This window comes from Bartonella gabonensis (genome assembly GCF_903679515.1).
GTDB lineage: Bacteria > Pseudomonadota > Alphaproteobacteria > Rhizobiales > Rhizobiaceae > Bartonella > Bartonella gabonensis.
On record NZ_CAHOYM010000011.1, the window covers coordinates 33,867 to 52,116 of the forward strand.

At 38.2% G+C, this 18,250-nt stretch carries 12 protein-coding genes; 11 read left to right on the forward strand and 1 reads right to left on the reverse strand.

Going from position 1 to position 18,250, the window contains the following annotated elements; all coding sequences use genetic code 11:
- Positions 1 to 1,122: 1,122 nt before the first annotated feature.
- From thiC to HWX04_RS03715, 9 genes are all read left to right on the forward strand, one after another.
- Entirely contained in the window at positions 1,123 to 2,943 is a 1,821-nt protein-coding gene (thiC, locus tag HWX04_RS03675; protein ID WP_175868865.1) for a phosphomethylpyrimidine synthase ThiC, read from the forward strand.
- The gene (locus HWX04_RS03680; RefSeq protein ID WP_175868866.1) at positions 2,940 to 3,890 is read left to right on the forward strand and encodes an FAD-dependent oxidoreductase; all 951 of its coding nucleotides are present in this window, start codon (positions 2,940 to 2,942) and stop codon (positions 3,888 to 3,890) included. The genes thiC and HWX04_RS03680 overlap by 4 nt, the downstream gene beginning before the upstream one ends.
- 3 nt (positions 3,891 to 3,893) lie before the next feature.
- Entirely contained in the window at positions 3,894 to 4,091 is a 198-nt protein-coding gene (thiS, locus tag HWX04_RS03685) for a sulfur carrier protein ThiS (RefSeq protein ID WP_175868867.1), read from the forward strand.
- A 5-nt stretch (positions 4,092 to 4,096) separates the two neighbouring features.
- Entirely contained in the window at positions 4,097 to 4,867 is a 771-nt protein-coding gene (locus HWX04_RS03690) for a thiazole synthase (protein ID WP_175868868.1), read from the forward strand.
- Positions 4,867 to 5,472: a thiamine phosphate synthase gene (locus HWX04_RS03695; protein ID WP_175868869.1), complete on the forward strand. Its 606-nt coding sequence runs from the start codon at positions 4,867 to 4,869 to the stop codon at positions 5,470 to 5,472. The genes HWX04_RS03690 and HWX04_RS03695 overlap by 1 nt, the downstream gene beginning before the upstream one ends.
- On the forward strand, positions 5,442 to 6,224 hold the full coding sequence (locus tag HWX04_RS03700; protein ID WP_246257399.1) for a hydroxymethylpyrimidine/phosphomethylpyrimidine kinase: 783 nt from the start codon (positions 5,442 to 5,444) through the stop codon (positions 6,222 to 6,224). Before HWX04_RS03695 ends, HWX04_RS03700 begins: the two co-directional genes overlap by 31 nt.
- Positions 6,225 to 6,595: 371 nt before the next feature.
- Positions 6,596 to 7,435, forward strand: a complete 840-nt coding sequence (locus HWX04_RS03705; RefSeq protein ID WP_175868870.1) for a uracil-DNA glycosylase — start codon at positions 6,596 to 6,598, stop codon at positions 7,433 to 7,435.
- A 68-nt stretch (positions 7,436 to 7,503) separates the two neighbouring features.
- Complete coding sequence (gene pepN, locus HWX04_RS03710; protein WP_175868871.1) at positions 7,504 to 10,131, forward strand: aminopeptidase N; 2,628 nt, start codon at positions 7,504 to 7,506, stop codon at positions 10,129 to 10,131.
- Positions 10,132 to 10,418: 287 nt separating this feature from the next.
- Complete coding sequence (locus HWX04_RS03715) at positions 10,419 to 12,740, forward strand: sensor histidine kinase (protein WP_175868872.1); 2,322 nt, start codon at positions 10,419 to 10,421, stop codon at positions 12,738 to 12,740.
- On the opposite strand, the gene HWX04_RS03720 is transcribed toward HWX04_RS03715, so the two are convergent.
- Positions 12,727 to 13,272 carry a methylated-DNA--[protein]-cysteine S-methyltransferase gene (locus HWX04_RS03720; RefSeq protein ID WP_175868873.1) on the reverse strand — a complete coding sequence of 182 codons (546 nt, stop codon included), beginning with the start codon at positions 13,270 to 13,272 and terminating at the stop codon, positions 12,727 to 12,729. The two genes, HWX04_RS03715 and HWX04_RS03720, sit on opposite strands and share 14 nt — an antisense overlap.
- Before the next feature lie 712 nt (positions 13,273 to 13,984).
- Here HWX04_RS03720 and carB point away from each other — a divergent pair.
- Together carB and HWX04_RS03730 are read left to right on the forward strand one after the other, a co-directional pair.
- Positions 13,985 to 17,470: a carbamoyl-phosphate synthase large subunit gene (carB, locus tag HWX04_RS03725; RefSeq protein ID WP_175868874.1), complete on the forward strand. Its 3,486-nt coding sequence runs from the start codon at positions 13,985 to 13,987 to the stop codon at positions 17,468 to 17,470.
- 258 nt (positions 17,471 to 17,728) lie between these two features.
- Complete coding sequence (locus HWX04_RS03730; RefSeq protein ID WP_175868875.1) at positions 17,729 to 17,938, forward strand: cold-shock protein; 210 nt, start codon at positions 17,729 to 17,731, stop codon at positions 17,936 to 17,938.
- Positions 17,939 to 18,250 lie beyond the last annotated feature (312 nt).

The window sequence follows — 18,250 nt, forward strand, 5'->3', positions numbered from 1 at the left end:
TTGTTGCAAAGTTTACAAATACTGTTTAAATTTTTCCTTACTATGGATTTCATATAACTATTATTGAATGCAATAATTTGTCATCTGCATAAAAAGTAGCTGATTTAAATTTTTTAATGAGACATGTTATTTATTCAATATATTAAGATATTAAGTCTCTCTTTTGACTATGATCTGTATTTAAAAAATTCAAAAGCTAGCTTCAAATTCTTTGCATGCCTCATTATGTTTTTATTTACATGAAGATACATTATCCTACTTCATTCAATTTATTTCTGAAATTGTGTTACGAGATCAGCACCAATGTTTGAACAGACTTCCGTTCAACCTCAATGTATCATAGATGAATATATCCGATATGATAATTTCTTCACACTTTCAGAGAACTGAAATACTAAGGAAACATCACAGACTTTTCTCAAATCTGAAGGTTGTATCTGATCCGGATATTTAAGAAATATAACCCCACTCTCAAATTTTATGAACATATCTCGCGGCTCTTTAAAACCAACGCACCATAACCATCCGTTCCCCTCCCACACCTAGAACAGCTCTCTTTATGTGCATATTTTATTATATGTATATTTTTTTTGCAAGAACAATAAATCCTTCTGAACATGATCTCGCCATTATTGCTATTTTCCTTAATTCATTGCACTATCAAAATAAACATTCTCTAAAATATTTTGCTAACTCATCTGCTTTATCAATCCAAACAAAAAAACATGCCTCTGATTTAACACTTGCTCCCCCCCCCCCCCTCAGCTATCAAAGGCAACTTCTTAGTATTATAGTTTTGTCACTTCATAATACGCACTTTATACTTCTTTTTCATTCTTAAAAAATACACCAAAATCGTTAAAAGTATATCTTTGTGATTGACAATGTCCGTATTTAAGCCAATCATGGTGGTGCTAATATAAAGTGTTTAGATGGGGGAGTGCAGATATTATTTAAATATTGCATTAATCTTTTCAATAAAGATTCTTGATATTTATTTGAAGTGTCTTGGTATAAAAGCATTATTATATCCCCTTCATTCAAGAGTACATAATTGATCATTTAAATATATCCCCATACCACCTTAGTTTTTGAACTCTGTCGTTTAGAAGGAAAAAATTTGTGCCAAAAAATATTCCATCAATCAGTTGCAGCCCCTTTCCAGCCTCACGAAAAATTTATCAACAGAGCCCCCTTTTTTCTGATGTGCGTGTTCCATTGCGTGAAATTTCATTGACTGATGGGAGTGGTGAAGAACCTTTAAATGTTTACGATACTTCTGGCCCCTATACCGATAAAGATGCAATCATTGATCTTACAAAAGGTTTACCCGCAATTGGCTCATCTTGGCTCTCTAAGCGTGCTGATACTGAACCTTATCCTGCACGCTTAATTAAACCTGAAGATAATGGATTAACGAGCTCTCCTATACCCGACTTTAAACAAAAGCGTCCTATTCTACGTGCAAAAAATGGCAAAGAAATTACACAAATGGCATATGCACGGGCGGGTATTATTACAGAAGAAATGGAATATGTCGCTATACGAGAAAATGAAGGGTTAGCCATAAAAGATCAACAACAAACGCAATCAAGTCCTTTGGGGGGAGAAATACCAGAAATTTATACTGCGGAATTCGTTCGGAATGAAATTGCAAATGGACGCGCCATTATTCCTCAGAATATCAATCACCCAGAATGCGAACCAATGATTATTGGACGTAATTTTCGTGTTAAAATTAATGCCAATATTGGTAATTCTGCCGTAACATCTTCAATGGCAGAAGAAGTTGATAAAATGGTTTGGGCTATTCGTTGGGGCGCAGATACCGTGATGGATCTCTCGACAGGACGGTATATTCACAATATTCGTGAGTGGATTATTCGAAATTCCCCTGTACCCATCGGGACTGTTCCTCTTTATCAAGCACTCGAAAAAGTACAAGGTGTGGCTGAAAATTTAACATGGGAAATTTTCCGTGATACCCTTATAGAACAAGCAGAACAAGGCGTTGATTATTTTACTATTCATGCTGGCTTAAGATTACCATTTATTCCGATGACCATTGATCGTGTAACGGGTATTGTTTCACGGGGTGGTTCTATTATGGCAAAATGGTGTCTCCATCATCATAAAGAAAGCTTTCTCTATGAACATTTTGATGAAATTTGTGATATTGCAAGCACCTATGATATTTCTCTTTCATTAGGAGATGGATTACGCCCTGGCTCTATTGCTGATGCTAATGATGAAGCACAATTTGCCGAACTTAAAACTTTAGGAGAATTGACAAAAATTGCTTGGGGAAAAAATGTACAGGTTATGATTGAAGGACCAGGGCATGTCCCAATGCACAAAATTAAAGAAAATATGGAACAGCAACTCGATCTGTGTCATGAAGCTCCGTTTTATACTTTGGGCCCTCTTACAACTGATATCGCTCCTGGTTATGACCATATTACATCAGCCATTGGAGCGGCTATGATTGGGTGGTTTGGAACCGCTATGTTGTGCTATGTAACCCCTAAAGAACATTTAGGACTTCCCGATAAAAATGATGTCAAAACGGGCGTTATCACTTATAAAATCGCTGCTCATGCTGCTGATCTTGCAAAAGGTTTACCCAGAGCACAGTTGCGCGATAATGCTCTTTCACGTGCACGATTTGATTTTAGGTGGCATGATCAATTCAACCTATCTCTTGATCCAGAAACAGCTTGTACCTTTCATGATGAAACAATGCCTAAAGATGCCCATAAATTGGTGCATTTTTGTTCCATGTGTGGACCAAAATTCTGTTCTATGCGTATTTCTCATGATATTCGTGATGCTGCATCACTCCAAAAGACAAAAGGTGAAGGTATGGTCGCTATGGCTGAAAAATATCAAGAAAGTGGTGACCTTTATGTCGAAGCACCTCAAAAAAAGAGGGTCAACAGTTGAAGAATATTCTTATTAAAGGTGCGGGGGTCGGTGGTTTAACCGTTGCTTTTATGTTACAACAAAAAGGCGCTCATATTACTGTATCGGCCCCTCCTCTTTCTCCTATAGGAACGGCAAGTTGGTATGCAGGCGGAATGCTCTCCCCTTACTGCGAAAGAGAAAATACTGAACAGATTGTTGAAGATCTTGGTGTACAAGCTATACAATGGTGGCACAAAACATTTCCAGATCTTGTCGTAAGAAAAGGAACTTTAGTTGTCGCACCAGCACGAGATAAGGTAGAACTTGAACGATTTTCAGAGCGGACACATCATCATAGGATTATAAATGGTGAAGAAATAGGGTGTCTTGAACCCGATCTTGCAGAACGTTTTAACCATGCGCTTTTTTATGAAAATGAAGCTCATCTTGATCCTCGCAAAGCACTTATTGCTTTAAAAGAAATTCTGATAAAAAACGGTGCATGTTTTGTTGATACAGAAACATCTGAAATAAATTTTGATATGGTCATTGATGCAACAGGAATAGCACATTTAGGAAAAGATAAAAATATACGGGGGGTGCGTGGTGAAATGCTGCTCATACGCTGTAGGGATATTAAACTTTCCCGCCCAATTCGTCTTCTTCATCCACGTATTCCGCTCTATATTGTACCACGGCAAGATAATATTTTTATGATTGGCGCAACAATGATTGAAAGTGACTTTGATGGTGCCATATCAGTAAGGTCAATGATGGAATTGCTTCACGCTGCCTATACATTGCACCCTGCTTTTGCTGAAGCAGAAATTGTTGAAACGGGCATTGGGGTTCGTCCAGCTTATCCTGATAACTTCCCTTCTGTATACAAATATGGTAATCACATTTCTGTGAATGGATTTTACAGACATGGTTTTCTTTTATCTCCAGAAATGGCAAAACGAGCGATGAAATTGGTATTGGAATAAAATATGCAGATATTTGTTAATGGTGAAAAACTTCAAACAGAAGCGAGTACCCTTAAACTCTTGCTTGATGAATTGGAGTATGAGGGAGATTGGCTAGCAACTGCTGTTAATGCTGAGGTTGTTCCTGTCGTGGCGCGCGACCAATTTATTTTGCATGAAGGAGATAAAGTAGAAATTTTAAGCCCAATGCAAGGAGGCTAATATTTATGTTGAATCTTTATGGACGTGAATTCTCATCCCGTCTTATGTTAGGTACAGCGCAATATCCCTCACCTTCAATTCTGCGTGATGCTATTCATAAATCGAATACAGAAATTGTAACTGTTTCATTACGCCGAGAAAGCGTTGGTGGAAAACAAGGGGGACAGTTTTGGCAATTCCTTCAAGAGCTCGATATAACGATACTTCCCAATACCGCTGGTTGTTATACTGTTAAAGAAGCTGTGACGACAGCCCATTTAGCCCGAAGCCTCTTTAAAACCTCTTGGATTAAACTCGAAATTATCGGGAATTCAGATACCTTACAGCCAAATGTTTTTTCTCTCATCGAAGCAGTAAAAATTTTAAACAGTGAAGGTTTCCATATTTTTGCCTATACAACCGATGATCTCATTGTTGCTGAAAAACTCTTAGATGTTGGTTGCCGTGTCATTATGCCTTGGTGTGCCCCTATTGGATCGGCAAAAGGCCCTCATAATATCGATGGACTGCGTTCTATTCGCGCTTACCTTCCTGATGTTACTCTTGTGATTGATGCTGGCATTGGGCGCCCATCCCATGCTGCTGTTGCTATGGAATTGGGTTATGACGCAGTGCTGCTTAATACCGCAGTTGCTAAAGCAGGTAATCCTGTCTTGATGGCTGAAGCGTTTTCTAAAGCTATTCAGGCAGGGCGTATGGGATATAAAGCAGGTATTCTCGAAGCACGCAATGTAGCGGTTCCTTCAACGCCCGTTATTGGTAAAGCGGTATTTTGATGAAATTGGATCCATTTTACCTCATCGTTGATAATGCTGATTGGGTTGAACGCTTAGTTCCTCTTGGTGTAAAACTCATACAATTGCGCATGAAAGACGAAGACTTTCAAACAATCCGTCAACATATTAGACATGCAAAAAAAATCTGTGATAAATGGGAAGCACAACTCATTATTAATGATTATTGGAGCATAGCCATTGATGAAAAATGCCATTTTATTCATCTTGGGCAAGAAGACTTAAGCAATGCTGATCTTCCTGCAATTCGTAAAAATGGTATAAGATTTGGTCTTAGCACCCATGATGAATATGAATTGGATATCGCACTTTCTGTTCATCCTGATTATATTGCTCTTGGACCTATTTATCCGACAATCTTGAAAAAAATGAAATGGCAACCTCAAGGATTAGAAAAAATCAAGCAATGGAGAAAAAAGATTGGTACTTTACCTTTCGTTGGCATTGGTGGTTTGACTCCAGAACGCGCAATAGGTGTTTTGAAAGCTGGAGCCAATAGCGCGGCTGTTGTCACCGACATTATCCTCCACAAAAAGCCCGAAGAGCGAGTAGAACAATGGCTCAAAGTGACCCAGCCATGGCGTTGACACCTTCTATTCTCATTGTTGCAGGCACTGATCCAACAGGAGGTGCTGGCATTGTTCGTGATATAGAAACAGCTGCATATTTTCACATCAAAGCAAATTTAGCCATCACTTGTGTAAATGTACAAGATGATCATCACGTTGCTGAAATTGTACCCATGAATGAAAAACTTGTTGCCGCGCAAATGCGCAGTGCTCTAGAGGCTCATTCTGTCAGCGCAATAAAAATTGGTATGACAGGAAATCAAGCAATTATAGCAGCAATTTGTCGTGTACTCGAAGATTATCCTCATATTCCAGTTATTCTTGATCCTGTACTGGTTGCCTCATCAGGAGGAAAACTAACAACGGAAAAAATCATAGAAATTATGCTCAATCAGCTTCTCCCATATGTTACTCTTTTAACCCCCAATAGAGACGAACTGGCTCTTCTTAGCCAAACCCCACTGGCATCTCATCATGAAGAGACAATACAACAAGCAAAAAAAATTTTGTCATTGGGAGCACGCTCTATTTTAGTAAAAGGGGGGCATGCAAAGGGACCTCTTGCAATTGATAGCTTTATTGACAACATGGAAGTCATAAATATTTCTGCTCCACGTTTAAAAGGAACAATGCGTGGCACAGGATGCATTCTCTCAAGTGCTATTGCAGCCCATTTAGCACTTAATGAACCTCTCATTTCAGCCGTAAAACAAGCAAAAGCATATACCCACACATTGCTTTTAACCCATTGTAACAATATTTTTAAATAATACGAGATTACATAAAAGTAATATTTATGTATTTTAATCACTATAAATAGTATTCATTTAATAAAAAATAATTTTCATTAATTATTTAAATATAAAACATAATGATCAAAGTTTTATTTTTAATCACTTGCATTCAGCAGAGAGTTCTTTTATCATGAAGGACGTAGTATGTTTTAAAATTTATATTAGCGCATTTTAAAAAATTGTACATTTATTTAAAGATGAACCGTAAGCATTTACATTTTATGATTTGTCTTTTTGGTGAAAAGAGAAAATGCTGTCAGCGTTTTTATGCATTAACAAACATATTTATAAAACTTGAAGGATAATTTTGTTTGATCTATAGTCGTTAGATCATTAGAAAAAATAAAATGTTAAATCAACCGCCGTGCTCAATTTCCTATGAAGAACTCTTAAACTTTTATAAAGAAAGTGGTGTAGATGCTGTTTTGACAGACTTGCCTATTGATCGTTTTAAGCAGTCTGCTTGTTCAGAGAAAAAATTAACACCTGTTTTGAACATTTCTCATAATCAACAAACATCCCCCAAAACATCTCCAACCGTAAAATTAGATCATCAGCCGCTGCATAATTTTAAGGCTATACAAAACGAATCTACAGCTATAGAGTGCGCAAAAAGTGCAAAGACACTTGATGAATTACAATCTGCTCTCCTTGCATTTAATGGCTGTTCATTAAAATTGACAGCAAAAAATACCTGTTTTTCAGATGGAACAGCAGGAAGCCCCCTGATGCTCATAGGTGAAGCCCCTGGACGAGAAGAGGATATACAAGGCATTCCTTTTGTGGGAAAAGCAGGAATGTTACTAAATAAAATCCTCGCATCAATTGGCTTAACAAGAAATAATGTGTACATCGCAAATACTATTCCTTGGCGTCCACCAGGGAATCGTACACCAACACCAAGAGAAATTGCCTTGTGCCGCCCTTTTATTGAACGGCACATTTATTTAGCGCGTCCTCGTGTGCTTATAGCACTGGGAGGCGTTGCTGCACAGTTTCTTACGGGATCTCAAAGTGGGATTATCCGAACACGAGGGAAATGGCATATTTATGAAAGTGAGTATAATATAAAAATACCTGTTATGCCAACTTTCCACCCTGCTTATCTTCTTAGAACCCCTAGTCAAAAGAAGCTTACATGGATAGACTTCTTAGAAGTAAAAAATCGCCTCGATAGCCTTTTGTAATTCTTTAATCTTCTTTAACTCTAAAATTAAACACCTTCTTGAACTCTTAAAATACGAATGGGAAAACTATGGAACAGCCAACACCATCTCTTTATCGTTTGGAAGACTATCAGCCAACCCCTTACGCTATCCCCCAAACACAACTTTCTTTCCAATTGGCACCAACAAAAACCACTGTTACAGCCATATTGTCTATTGAGCCCCGTCACGATACAAAAAAATTAACACCTCTTGTACTTTCTGGGGATGATCTTACTTTAATTTCTGTTGCGATTAATGATGAAATATTAGCCCCAAACGCTTATAAAGTTACGCCTTCATGTTTAGAAATTACAACGCCACCAGCGGTTCCCTTTACATTGAAATTGGTTACGGAAGTGAATCCTGAAAGCAACCGCCAACTTATGGGGCTTTATCTTTCAAATGGTGTTTATTGCACCCAATGTGAATCAGAAGGTTTTCGTCGTATGACTTATTTTTACGACCGCCCAGATGTTCTTTCTACCTATAGAGTGAAAATTGAAGCAGATTCCCAAACAATCCCAATCTTGCTTTCAAACGGTAATCTAGTAGAAACAGGAACTTTAGAGAATAATCGCCATTTTGCCGTTTGGGAAGATCCTTATCCTAAACCATCTTATCTCTTTGCTCTAGTAGGTGGCGATCTTGATAAGTTAGAAGACCATTTTACAACTGTATCTGGACGACGTATCGAGCTTGGTATCTATGTAGAAAAAGGAAAAACTAAACGCGCTGTTTATGCAATGGATGCGCTCAAACGTTCCATGCGTTGGGATGAACAATGTTTCGGGCGCGAATATGATCTTGATGTTTTCAATATTGTTGCTGTTTCAGATTTTAACATGGGGGCAATGGAAAACAAAGGACTTAACGTTTTTAATGATAAATATGTTCTTGTCGATCCCGAAACAGCAACCGATCAGGATTATAGAAATGTTGAACGCATCATTGCCCATGAATATTTCCATAATTGGAGCGGTAATCGTGTTACCTGTCGCGATTGGTTTCAACTCTGTTTAAAAGAAGGATTCACGGTTTATCGTGATCAGGAATTTTCATCAGATCAAAATGTACGCAGCCTACAGCGAATTGAAAATGTAAAAACATTAAAAACAACGCAATTTGTCGAAGATGCAGGACCTCTTGCTCATCCTGTCCGTCCTCGTCAATATAGCGAAATTAATAATTTTTATACCACAACGGTTTACGAAAAAGGTGCTGAAGTTGTTCGCATGATACAAACGATTTTAGGTCCCTCTCTGTTTCGTAAAGGCACTGATCTTTATTTTCAACGTCATGATGGACAAGCTTGTACAATTGAAGATTTTATCGCCTGTTTTGCTGAAGTGTCTGGCCGAGATTTCTCTCAATTCATGCTGTGGTATGAACAAGCTGGAACCCCCAACGTAGAAATCGATCATCATTATCGTGATGGTGTTTTAACAATTCATGCCAAGCAACATATTCCGGAAACCCCACAACAAAATACAAAAAAGCCTATGCTTCTTCCTATCGCATTTAGCTTGTTAGGAGCTAATGGAGAAAACCTCGCTTATGAAGCGGAAACGGATATTCAATCAGACGTTATGCTGCTGTCCAAGGAAAGCCAAACCTTTACATTAAAAGGCCTGCGCGAAAAACCCGTTTTATCACTGCTGCGAGATTTTTCTGCGCCAATCATTCTACACACACCATTCAATGAAAGCGAACTTATTTTTCTTGCACAATATGATGACAATCACATCAATCGCTGGCAGTCTCTTAATCAATTAATGACGCAAGCTTTGATTCAAAGTATTCAAGATAAAACACAAACAAAAGCAACACTCCCTTCTTCTCTGCTAAAACTGATTGAAACGATTATAATAGATGAAAACTTAGAACCTGAATTTCGTGCCTTCTGTTTAAATTTACCTAGTGAAGTTGAGCTTGCTCATACAATCGGTAAAAATATTGATCCAGATCGTATTCATTATGTCCGCAATCAATTTTTAGCTTCACTTGCACAAACACATCAAGAGCTCTTAACAAAATTCTATGGGCAGATGCAAACCCAAGAGCCCTATTCACCACACACTGTACAAGTTGGAAAGCGAGCATTAAAGAATAGAATACTGGATTATCTTTCCATTGCTGAGGCTAATCCAAGTCGTGCTGCGACACAATATGCAACGGCTAATAATATGACTGACCGAATGGCGAGTATCGCTGTGCTCGTGAAACATTTTAATGAAAGTGAGCAGGCACAAAATGCTTTAAATGATTTTGAAAATCGCTATCGGCATGACCCTTTAGTCATGGATAAATGGTTTTCTATTCAAGCAATGGTTGCTGGCGCCTCAACACTCGAGAATGTTCAAAAGCTCATGCAACACCCGCTGTTTTCACAAGATAATCCTAATCGTGTACGGTCCCTGATCGGTGTCTTTGCATCTCATAACCCCACAGGCTTCAACAGAATGGATGGAGCATCTTATCATTTTCTCTGCCAAATCATTTTAGAAATTGATAAAAAAAATCCACAGCTCGCTTCACGATTATTAACAATGATGCGTTCTTGGCGACAATTAGAACCCATTCGTCAACAAAAACTTGAAACTGAATTAAAAACAATTGCTGCGGCGCCCAAATTATCAAGCGATGTCGCTGATATCATCAATCGTTTGCTCATTTGAAACAAAAAAATATTTTACATCAATATTCTATAATATTTTTTAAATAAATTATACAAATACCTAGATCATCATTAAACCGATAAACAGGCAATCTAAGTCTGTTTATCGGTCATGTCACAAATGCCTTTTCCTTTTCATATTCCACATTGATAAAAGTAAAATACTTTTTTTTTAAAAAAAGACTAGACAGAAGACTCCTGTTTTGATTCACTGCACTTAATGGGGTTCACTCATGAAGATCAAAGCAGTTTTAAAATCACATTATTCCGGAATTAAAGGAACAAGAGATGACTAAATTGGACGCATACAATGCGCCAACGGAAATATATGCTGATTCAAAATCGAGCGCTCAAAGCCATAAAGCGCAGACAAAGCGTATTCATCTGTTTTCTGGCTCTGATTACCAAAAGCTTCTCTTTATTGAACCTTGGTTACGACGCTCACTTCCATTTGTCATTGTCACATTTCTGATTGTCCTTACCGTCATTCGTTTTGTATCAATCTATGATTGGCGCAATACAATTGATAAAAGCACGCGTTCTACCCTTACTCTCTTAGCTTCTCATATTACCCAGACAATTGATCGTGACTTATTGGTTGTTTCTCAGAAAGGAAAAGTCTCTACCCTTTCCCATGATCATTTGCAAAATATCCTCACCACTTTTCGCAATCAAGATCTTATTAGTCCCAGCTCTTTAATCGCCATTGTTGATCAAAAAGGCAATGTCTTGGCTTCATCCAGTTCAGATATCGTGTTAGGAAAACCTTTGCAAGATTTTATCTCTGACAGCATTGCTTTACAATCTCTTGGACAACACGCTGGGATTATGAAAATTACAATAAGCAAGGATACCCCTGCTCTTGCTTCATTTCACCAAACAGCAAACGGGCAATATGGGGTATTCATTAGCGAAAAAATGCAAGATAGTGCTATGGAATGGCGCAAATTTTTTTCGCTTAATATAACCCTCTTCATTGGAACAAGCGGTATTATTCTCGCTCTTCTTTATGCTTATTATAATCAACTTTTACGAGCACGTAAAACAGATCTTGTTTCCGAAAAAATTCAAAACCGTATTGATATGGCAATGATGCGTGGGCGTTGTGGATTATGGGATTGGAATATGGCAAGTGGACGTGTCTATTGGTCACGAGCAATGTACGACATGCTTGGCTATGTTCCTCAAGATGCATTACTCTCGATTTCTCAAATTAGCGCCATTATTAATCCTAATGATGCCAATTTTTTTGACCTTGCTCAAGAATTAATGAGAGGCAAAAAAAAGCATATCGATATCAATGTTCCTATGCGTCATGCTGATGGTCATTATGTATGGATGCGACTTCGCGCCGAAGTTACTGAAGAAGAAGAACCCCATTTGGTTGGTATTTCCTTCGACATTAGTGAACAGCAACAATTGGCTGAACAAACAGCGCAAGCCGACCTTCGCATCCGTGATGCGATTGAAAATATTTCAGAATCTTTTGTCTTGTGGGATGCTGAGGGACGTTTAGTTATGTCCAACAGCAAATTTTGCGAATATGCCGCTATTCCTAAACAAATTCTACAGTCAGGGATTCAACGTGCAACTGTTGAAGCCATGGCACGCCCTGCACTCAGTGAATATCCCCTCAAAGATGATGGTACCGGTAACTTAACCAGTATTCGCCAAACGGCAGATGGTTGTTGGCTTAAAATTAATGAACGGCGAACCCAAGACGGAGGATTGGTTTGTATTGGTACGGATATTTCTGAGCTTAAACAACAACAGGAAAAATTTGAAGACAGTGAACGGCGGCTTTTTTCTTTTATTCAAGAACTCAAACGTACACGAGGGAGTGCTCAACAACGCGCAACAGAAGTTGAAAAACTTAATAAAAGTCTAAAAGCAGAAAAAGAGCGTGCCGAAAGTGCTAATAAAGCTAAATCAGAATTTTTAGCCAATATGTCTCATGAATTGCGCACACCTCTGAATGCTATTCTTGGCTTTTCAGATATCATGTTACAATCGACTTTTGGCCCCCTTGGTTCAAAACGTTATAAGGAATATATGCATGATATTTACAATTCAGGGACCCATCTTCTAACCCTTATCAATGATATCCTTGATATGTCAAAAATCGAAGCTGGAAGATTTACGCTTGATTGTAAAAATGCCGATCTTGAGCCCATCATTAGTGAAGCAGTACGAACACTAACGCCTCAAGCTCAAGAAAAAAATATTGCTGTTACAACAAATATCACCCCAGAACTTCATGCTGAAGTTGATGGACGTGCAATGAAACAGATTTTCCTTAATCTCATCTCTAATGCGGTTAAATTTACGCCTTCTGGTGGAAATATTGATGTCTGCGCTTTCAAGAAAAAAGATAACCTGATTTTTAAAATTACAGATACAGGTGTTGGTATTCCGCAATCATCCATCAAAAAACTTGGTCAACCTTTTGAACAAGTTGAAAATCAGCTTACTAAATCCCATACGGGCTCAGGTCTTGGATTAGCTATTTCACGCTCCTTATTAGAACTACACAAAGGAAAACTTGAAATTACTTCAAAAGAAATGAAAGGAACTACGGTAACGATTATAATGCCCATTACACAAAGTTAAATTTGTTTTTAATCTCCTCTGTTTGTTCACGTTGTAGCAAAATCTTTTTCCGTTTAATGCCCCAACGATACCCTGAAATAAAACCATTTTTACGCACAACACGATGACAAGGAATGATCACAGCTAATTCATTACGTGCACATGCATTCGCCACGGCACGAAAAGCATTTGGCACCCCCACACGGCACGCTAATCCCTCATATGAAGTTGTTTCACCACACGGTATATTGCATAATAGTGACCATACTTGCCGTTGAAAAACTGTCCCTTTTATATCTAAGGGGAATTCATATTTTTTCACCAATTTAGGCGTTTCTATCATGGCTATAATATGAGAAACTTCTCGAATAAATATAGTATCTCCCCCAACTTGTTGCGCATCACCAAAGCGTACCGAAAACTCCTGTAATAATTGCTCTGTCGTATCTCCCAACGCTACATGACAAATCCCTTTTTGAGATTTAGCCACCAAAAGTTTTCCTATGGATACATCTGTCAGACAGAATATTCTCTTTTGAGAAATGTTCAGCATTTTAACTTTCTTTATGTTTTTAAAAGTTTTGAACATCATCTATAAAATAAAGGGAGACTATTGACCATCTTTTAAAACCAAACATGATTATTCTGGAATTATCTTCTTCGTTATTGTACTAAAATACCCCCTTACTATTTTATGGAATGGAAACAGACAGAGATTTGCTTTCTGCTTTCCCTAAAGAAGCAAGACTGAGACCAGAGCCAATTTTTAAATAAACCAGCTTCTTCTCTCACAGTTTCCGACCTCAACTTCTTCAATATAATTCACTTCATAAACTTTCCTGACAAGTCCTAGATTGAATTTTGTTACACACTCTAACAAAAAATACCTCATGTATAATTTTATACCCTATATCACCGCTTTAAACAGTAGTGTTTTACAAAACCACAAAGATAAACTTCCCATTTCATTTTACGAACCTTCATCAAAGCGTAATGATTTATGTTTTATTCCTCACGAATTCTTGAATATTCTTGTGTTTCGTAACTCTCTTATTTTCTTATAAAAGGTTTATCCTTTTGATATACTGATAAGGTAACTCAACCCCCAAAAGGAATTTATCTCCAAATTTTATGAAAAAAAGCATGGAAAAGGTATTTTAGTGCTTACTTTCTTTGTCACTTAACTTATAAAATGACTGTAGCCTCAAAACTTAAATATTTTTCTTGCCACAATCGTACACGGATATTTGTTATAGGAAAAAACCATGCCCAAACGCACAGATATAAAATCTATTCTTATCATCGGAGCAGGACCTATTATCATTGGTCAGGCATGTGAGTTTGACTATTCAGGCACACAAGCCTGTAAAGCGTTAAAAGAAGAAGGGTACCGAATTATTTTGGTCAATTCTAATCCCGCCACGATTATGACAGACCCAGATTTGGCTGATGCAACTTATATAGAGCCCATTACGCCTGAGATTGTTGCTAAAATTATTGCCCACGAACGTCCCGATGCCCTTTTGCCCACCATGGGAGGACAAACAGCTCTCAATACCGCTTTATCGTTAAAGCGTATGGGTATTTTAGACCGCTATGATGTTGAAATGATAGGGGCCAATGCCGAAGCTATTGATAAAGCGGAAGATCGTGCTTTATTCCGCCAAGCGATGGCAAAAATCGGTTTGGAAACACCACGGTCTATGTTAGCCAATGCAACAGAACTGAAAGAAGAAAATCGCCAACAATATGCAAAAATGCGTGATGAACTTAAAGAAAAACTTTCTGGTGCAGCCCTTGAAAAAGCCCTCGAAGAACTTGAACGCAACTGGCGACATACCGAAGCTGATCGCAAACAACATTATATCGCCCACGCAACAGCAAAGGCAGTTCAAGCGCTTGATGTTGTTGGACTTCCAGCTATTATTCGTCCTTCATTTACCCTTGGTGGGACTGGGGGTGGAATCGCGTATAATCGCTCTGAATTTTATGAAATTATTGAACGTGGGCTTGAAGCTTCTCCTACAACAGAAGTTTTAATTGAAGAAAGTGTTTTAGGGTGGAAAGAATATGAAATGGAAGTTGTTCGTGATAAGAACGACAACTGTATCATTGTTTGTTCTATTGAAAACATTGATCCGATGGGGATTCATACCGGTGATTCGATTACCGTAGCACCTGCTCTCACCTTAACCGATAAAGAATATCAATGTATGCGCAATGCTTCGATTGCTGTCTTGCGTGAAATTGGTGTTGAAACGGGAGGATCCAATGTACAGTTTGCTGTCAATCCTGAAAATGGGCGTCTCATTGTTATTGAAATGAATCCCCGCGTTTCTCGCTCTTCAGCGCTTGCTTCAAAAGCAACGGGTTTTCCTATTGCCAAGATAGCCGCAAAATTAGCCGTTGGCTATACACTTGATGAATTAAAAAATGATATCACAGGTGGTGCGATACCAGCATCATTTGAGCCTTCTATTGACTATATCGTGACAAAAATTCCTCGTTTCGCTTTCGAAAAATTTCCTGGGACATTACCTGTCCTCACGACGGCTATGAAATCTGTAGGAGAAGTCATGGCCATTGGACGTACTTTTCAAGAATCATTACAAAAAGCACTCCGTGGACTTGAAACAGGACTGACAGGTCTTGATGAAATTATCATCCCAGAACATGCTGAAGGTGATGAAAAAAGTTCTATACGCTCAGCCATTGCTATACCAAGTCCTGACCGTCTACGCTATATTGCTGAAGCCATGCGCGCAGGCTTACCCTTAAATGAAATTCATCAAATCAGCAAAATTGACCCGTGGTTTTTAGAACAAATAGCCTCCATCATTGAAATGGAGCAGCGTATCCGCATCTATGGACTGCCTCAAGATCCAGATAACTTACGTATGTTAAAAGCTATGGGATTTTCAGATGCGCGATTAGCCACCCTTACCGGACAAGAACCCGATGATATCACCACTTTGCGTAAATCACTGAATGTTAAACAAGTCTTCAAACGGATTGATACTTGTGCTGCTGAATTTTTTTCTCCTACAGCCTATATGTATTCAACATATGAAGTTCCCTTTGCCGGTATAGAAAACTCAGAAGCATACGTTTCTGAACGCAAAAAAATTGCTATTCTAGGCGGTGGTCCAAACCGCATTGGACAAGGGATTGAATTTGATTACTGTTGCTGCCATGCGGCCTTTGCCCTTCGTGATGCAGGCTTTGAAGCGATTATGATTAACTGCAATCCTGAAACCGTTTCAACTGACTATGATACTTCTGATCATCTTTACTTTGAATCTTTAACCACAGAAGATGTTATTGCTATTTTAGAAGCAGAACAGGAAAAAGGCGAACTCGTTGGAGTCATCGTTCAATTTGGCGGACAAACACCATTGAAATTGGCAAGCGCCCTCGAAAAACACAACATTCCCATCTTAGGGACTTCACCTGACGCCATCGATTTAGCAGAAGATAGAGATCGCTTTCAAAAACTGTTATTTAAACTGAACTTAACACAACCTAAAAATGGAATTGCCCACTCAATCGAACAAGCACGCCTTACTGCCCATGAGCTAGGATTCCCATTGGTTGTACGTCCTTCTTATGTTTTAGGGGGGCGTGCTATGCAAATTATCCGTGACGAACGGAGCTTGCAAAATTATTTACTTGAAAGTGTTCCTGAATTAATTCCAGAAGATATCAAAGCCCGTTATCCCAATGATAAAACAGGACAAATCAATATATTGCTTGGTAAAAATCCGCTTCTCTTTGATACCTATCTAACAGAAGCCATTGAAGTAGATGTTGACTGTCTGTGTGATGGCAAAGAAACACTGATTGTGGGGATTATGGAACATATTGAAGAAGCAGGAATTCACTCCGGTGATTCAGCATGTTCTTTACCAGTCCATACGCTCTCACATAGCATCGTCGCTGAATTAGAACGCCAAACAAAAGCATTAGCACAAGCACTTCATGTTCGTGGCTTAATGAATGTACAATATGCCATTAAAGATGACACTATTTATGTCTTAGAAGTCAATCCCCGTGCTTCACGAACAGTTCCATTTGTTGCAAAAACAATTGGTCGCCCTATTGCTAAAATGGCTGCACGTATTATGGCAGGAGAAACGCTTCACAATGCTCTTCAAGCTTATGGTGGATTACCTTCTTCGAAGAAAAAACAACATATTGCCGTTAAGGAAGCCGTCTTTCCTTTTACTCGTTTTTCAGGTGTTGATACACTTCTTGGTCCAGAAATGCGCTCAACTGGTGAAGTTATGGGACTTGACTATGAGTTTGCGCTTGCTTTTGCTAAAGCGCAACTTGGAGCTGGTGTAAAGCTCCCTAAGGAGGGAACTTTATTCGTTTCTGTAAGAGATGAAGACAAAAAACGCATCTTAAATTCTGTAAAACGTTTAATAGAGCTTGGTTTTTCTGTTGTTGCCACAAGTGGAACACAAAAGTTTCTCACCGAACATCATGTTGAGGCAAAAAAAATCAACAAAGTCTTAGAAGGACACCCGCATATTGAAGATGCTATTCGTAATCGCCAAATTCAATTGATTTTTAATACAACCAGCACTCCCAGTGCCATATCAGATTCCAAATCATTACGCTATGCAGCACTCATGCAAAATGTCCCCTATTATACAACAATAGCAGGAGCTGAAGCTGTCGTAGAAGCGATCAAAGCACTCAAAAAAAAGCGCCTTGAAGTACGTGCCCTGCAAAGTTATTTCAGTTGAATTTCTTGCTATGTGGAAAAGCATACGCTTTTGATGCTCTTTCTCGATTGTTTCTTTGTATAAAAAGTAGCAATTAAAGCTTGCTTTTTATGCTAAAGGCTTTTATATAAGTTCTATTGAATTTTCGGTTACGTGACTTTCTTTCCTGTGCGTTCTGCACTTTTGGCGAAGCTTCTCCCACCTAATTTCGATCTACAACCGTATTGAAGAATTATAAGCTTCAGTATACAATATAATTATATGTCTAAGGAGTTTCCTATGTCTACAGGAACAGTTAAGTGGTTTAATACAACAAAAGGTTTCGGATTCATTCAGCCTAGTGATAGCAGTGCAGATGTATTTGTACACATTTCAGCCGTTGAGCGTTCTGGTCTAAGCAATCTTAATGAAAGGCAAAAAAATTCTTATGAAGTTCTTCAAGTTCGTCGTTCAGGAAAATTTGCCGCAAGCAACCTTGCAGCTCTTTAAAGTTTAAATTCTGCAATATTTTATCTAAAAATTTTCGTCTATAATGACGAAGATTTTTTTGCTTTGTATAAAGCGAAATTGACCTTGATAAAAGAAAACTCTGCTTATCTATTTTGCACAATTTATCAAGACATTCCTATCCTTTCTATAAAACTTTTATAATCCTTAAGAGAAGAATTCCTTGTTAAAATTCTCAAGAAACAACAATATAAAACCTGTTTCAGAGTATTTTATAAGTTTTTTATTGCATACAATATAATCTCTTATAGAATATCCTTAAAGCAATAATCATTTGTTGATATAATATAAGGA

Coding starts and splice junctions, on each gene's coding strand:
- thiS (WP_175868867.1), top strand. CDS start 3,894: ATGCAGATATTTGTTAATGGTGAAAAACTTCAAACAGAAGCGAGTACC.
- carB (WP_175868874.1), top strand. CDS start 13,985: ATGCCCAAACGCACAGATATAAAATCTATTCTTATCATCGGAGCAGGA.
- HWX04_RS03690 (WP_175868868.1), top strand. CDS start 4,097: ATGTTGAATCTTTATGGACGTGAATTCTCATCCCGTCTTATGTTAGGT.
- pepN (WP_175868871.1), top strand. CDS start 7,504: ATGGAACAGCCAACACCATCTCTTTATCGTTTGGAAGACTATCAGCCA.
- HWX04_RS03695 (WP_175868869.1), top strand. CDS start 4,867: ATGAAATTGGATCCATTTTACCTCATCGTTGATAATGCTGATTGGGTT.
- HWX04_RS03730 (WP_175868875.1), top strand. CDS start 17,729: ATGTCTACAGGAACAGTTAAGTGGTTTAATACAACAAAAGGTTTCGGA.
- HWX04_RS03700 (WP_246257399.1), top strand. CDS start 5,442: ATGGCTCAAAGTGACCCAGCCATGGCGTTGACACCTTCTATTCTCATT.
- HWX04_RS03715 (WP_175868872.1), top strand. CDS start 10,419: ATGACTAAATTGGACGCATACAATGCGCCAACGGAAATATATGCTGAT.
- HWX04_RS03705 (WP_175868870.1), top strand. CDS start 6,596: ATGTTAAATCAACCGCCGTGCTCAATTTCCTATGAAGAACTCTTAAAC.
- HWX04_RS03720 (WP_175868873.1), bottom strand. CDS start 13,272: ATGCTGAACATTTCTCAAAAGAGAATATTCTGTCTGACAGATGTATCC.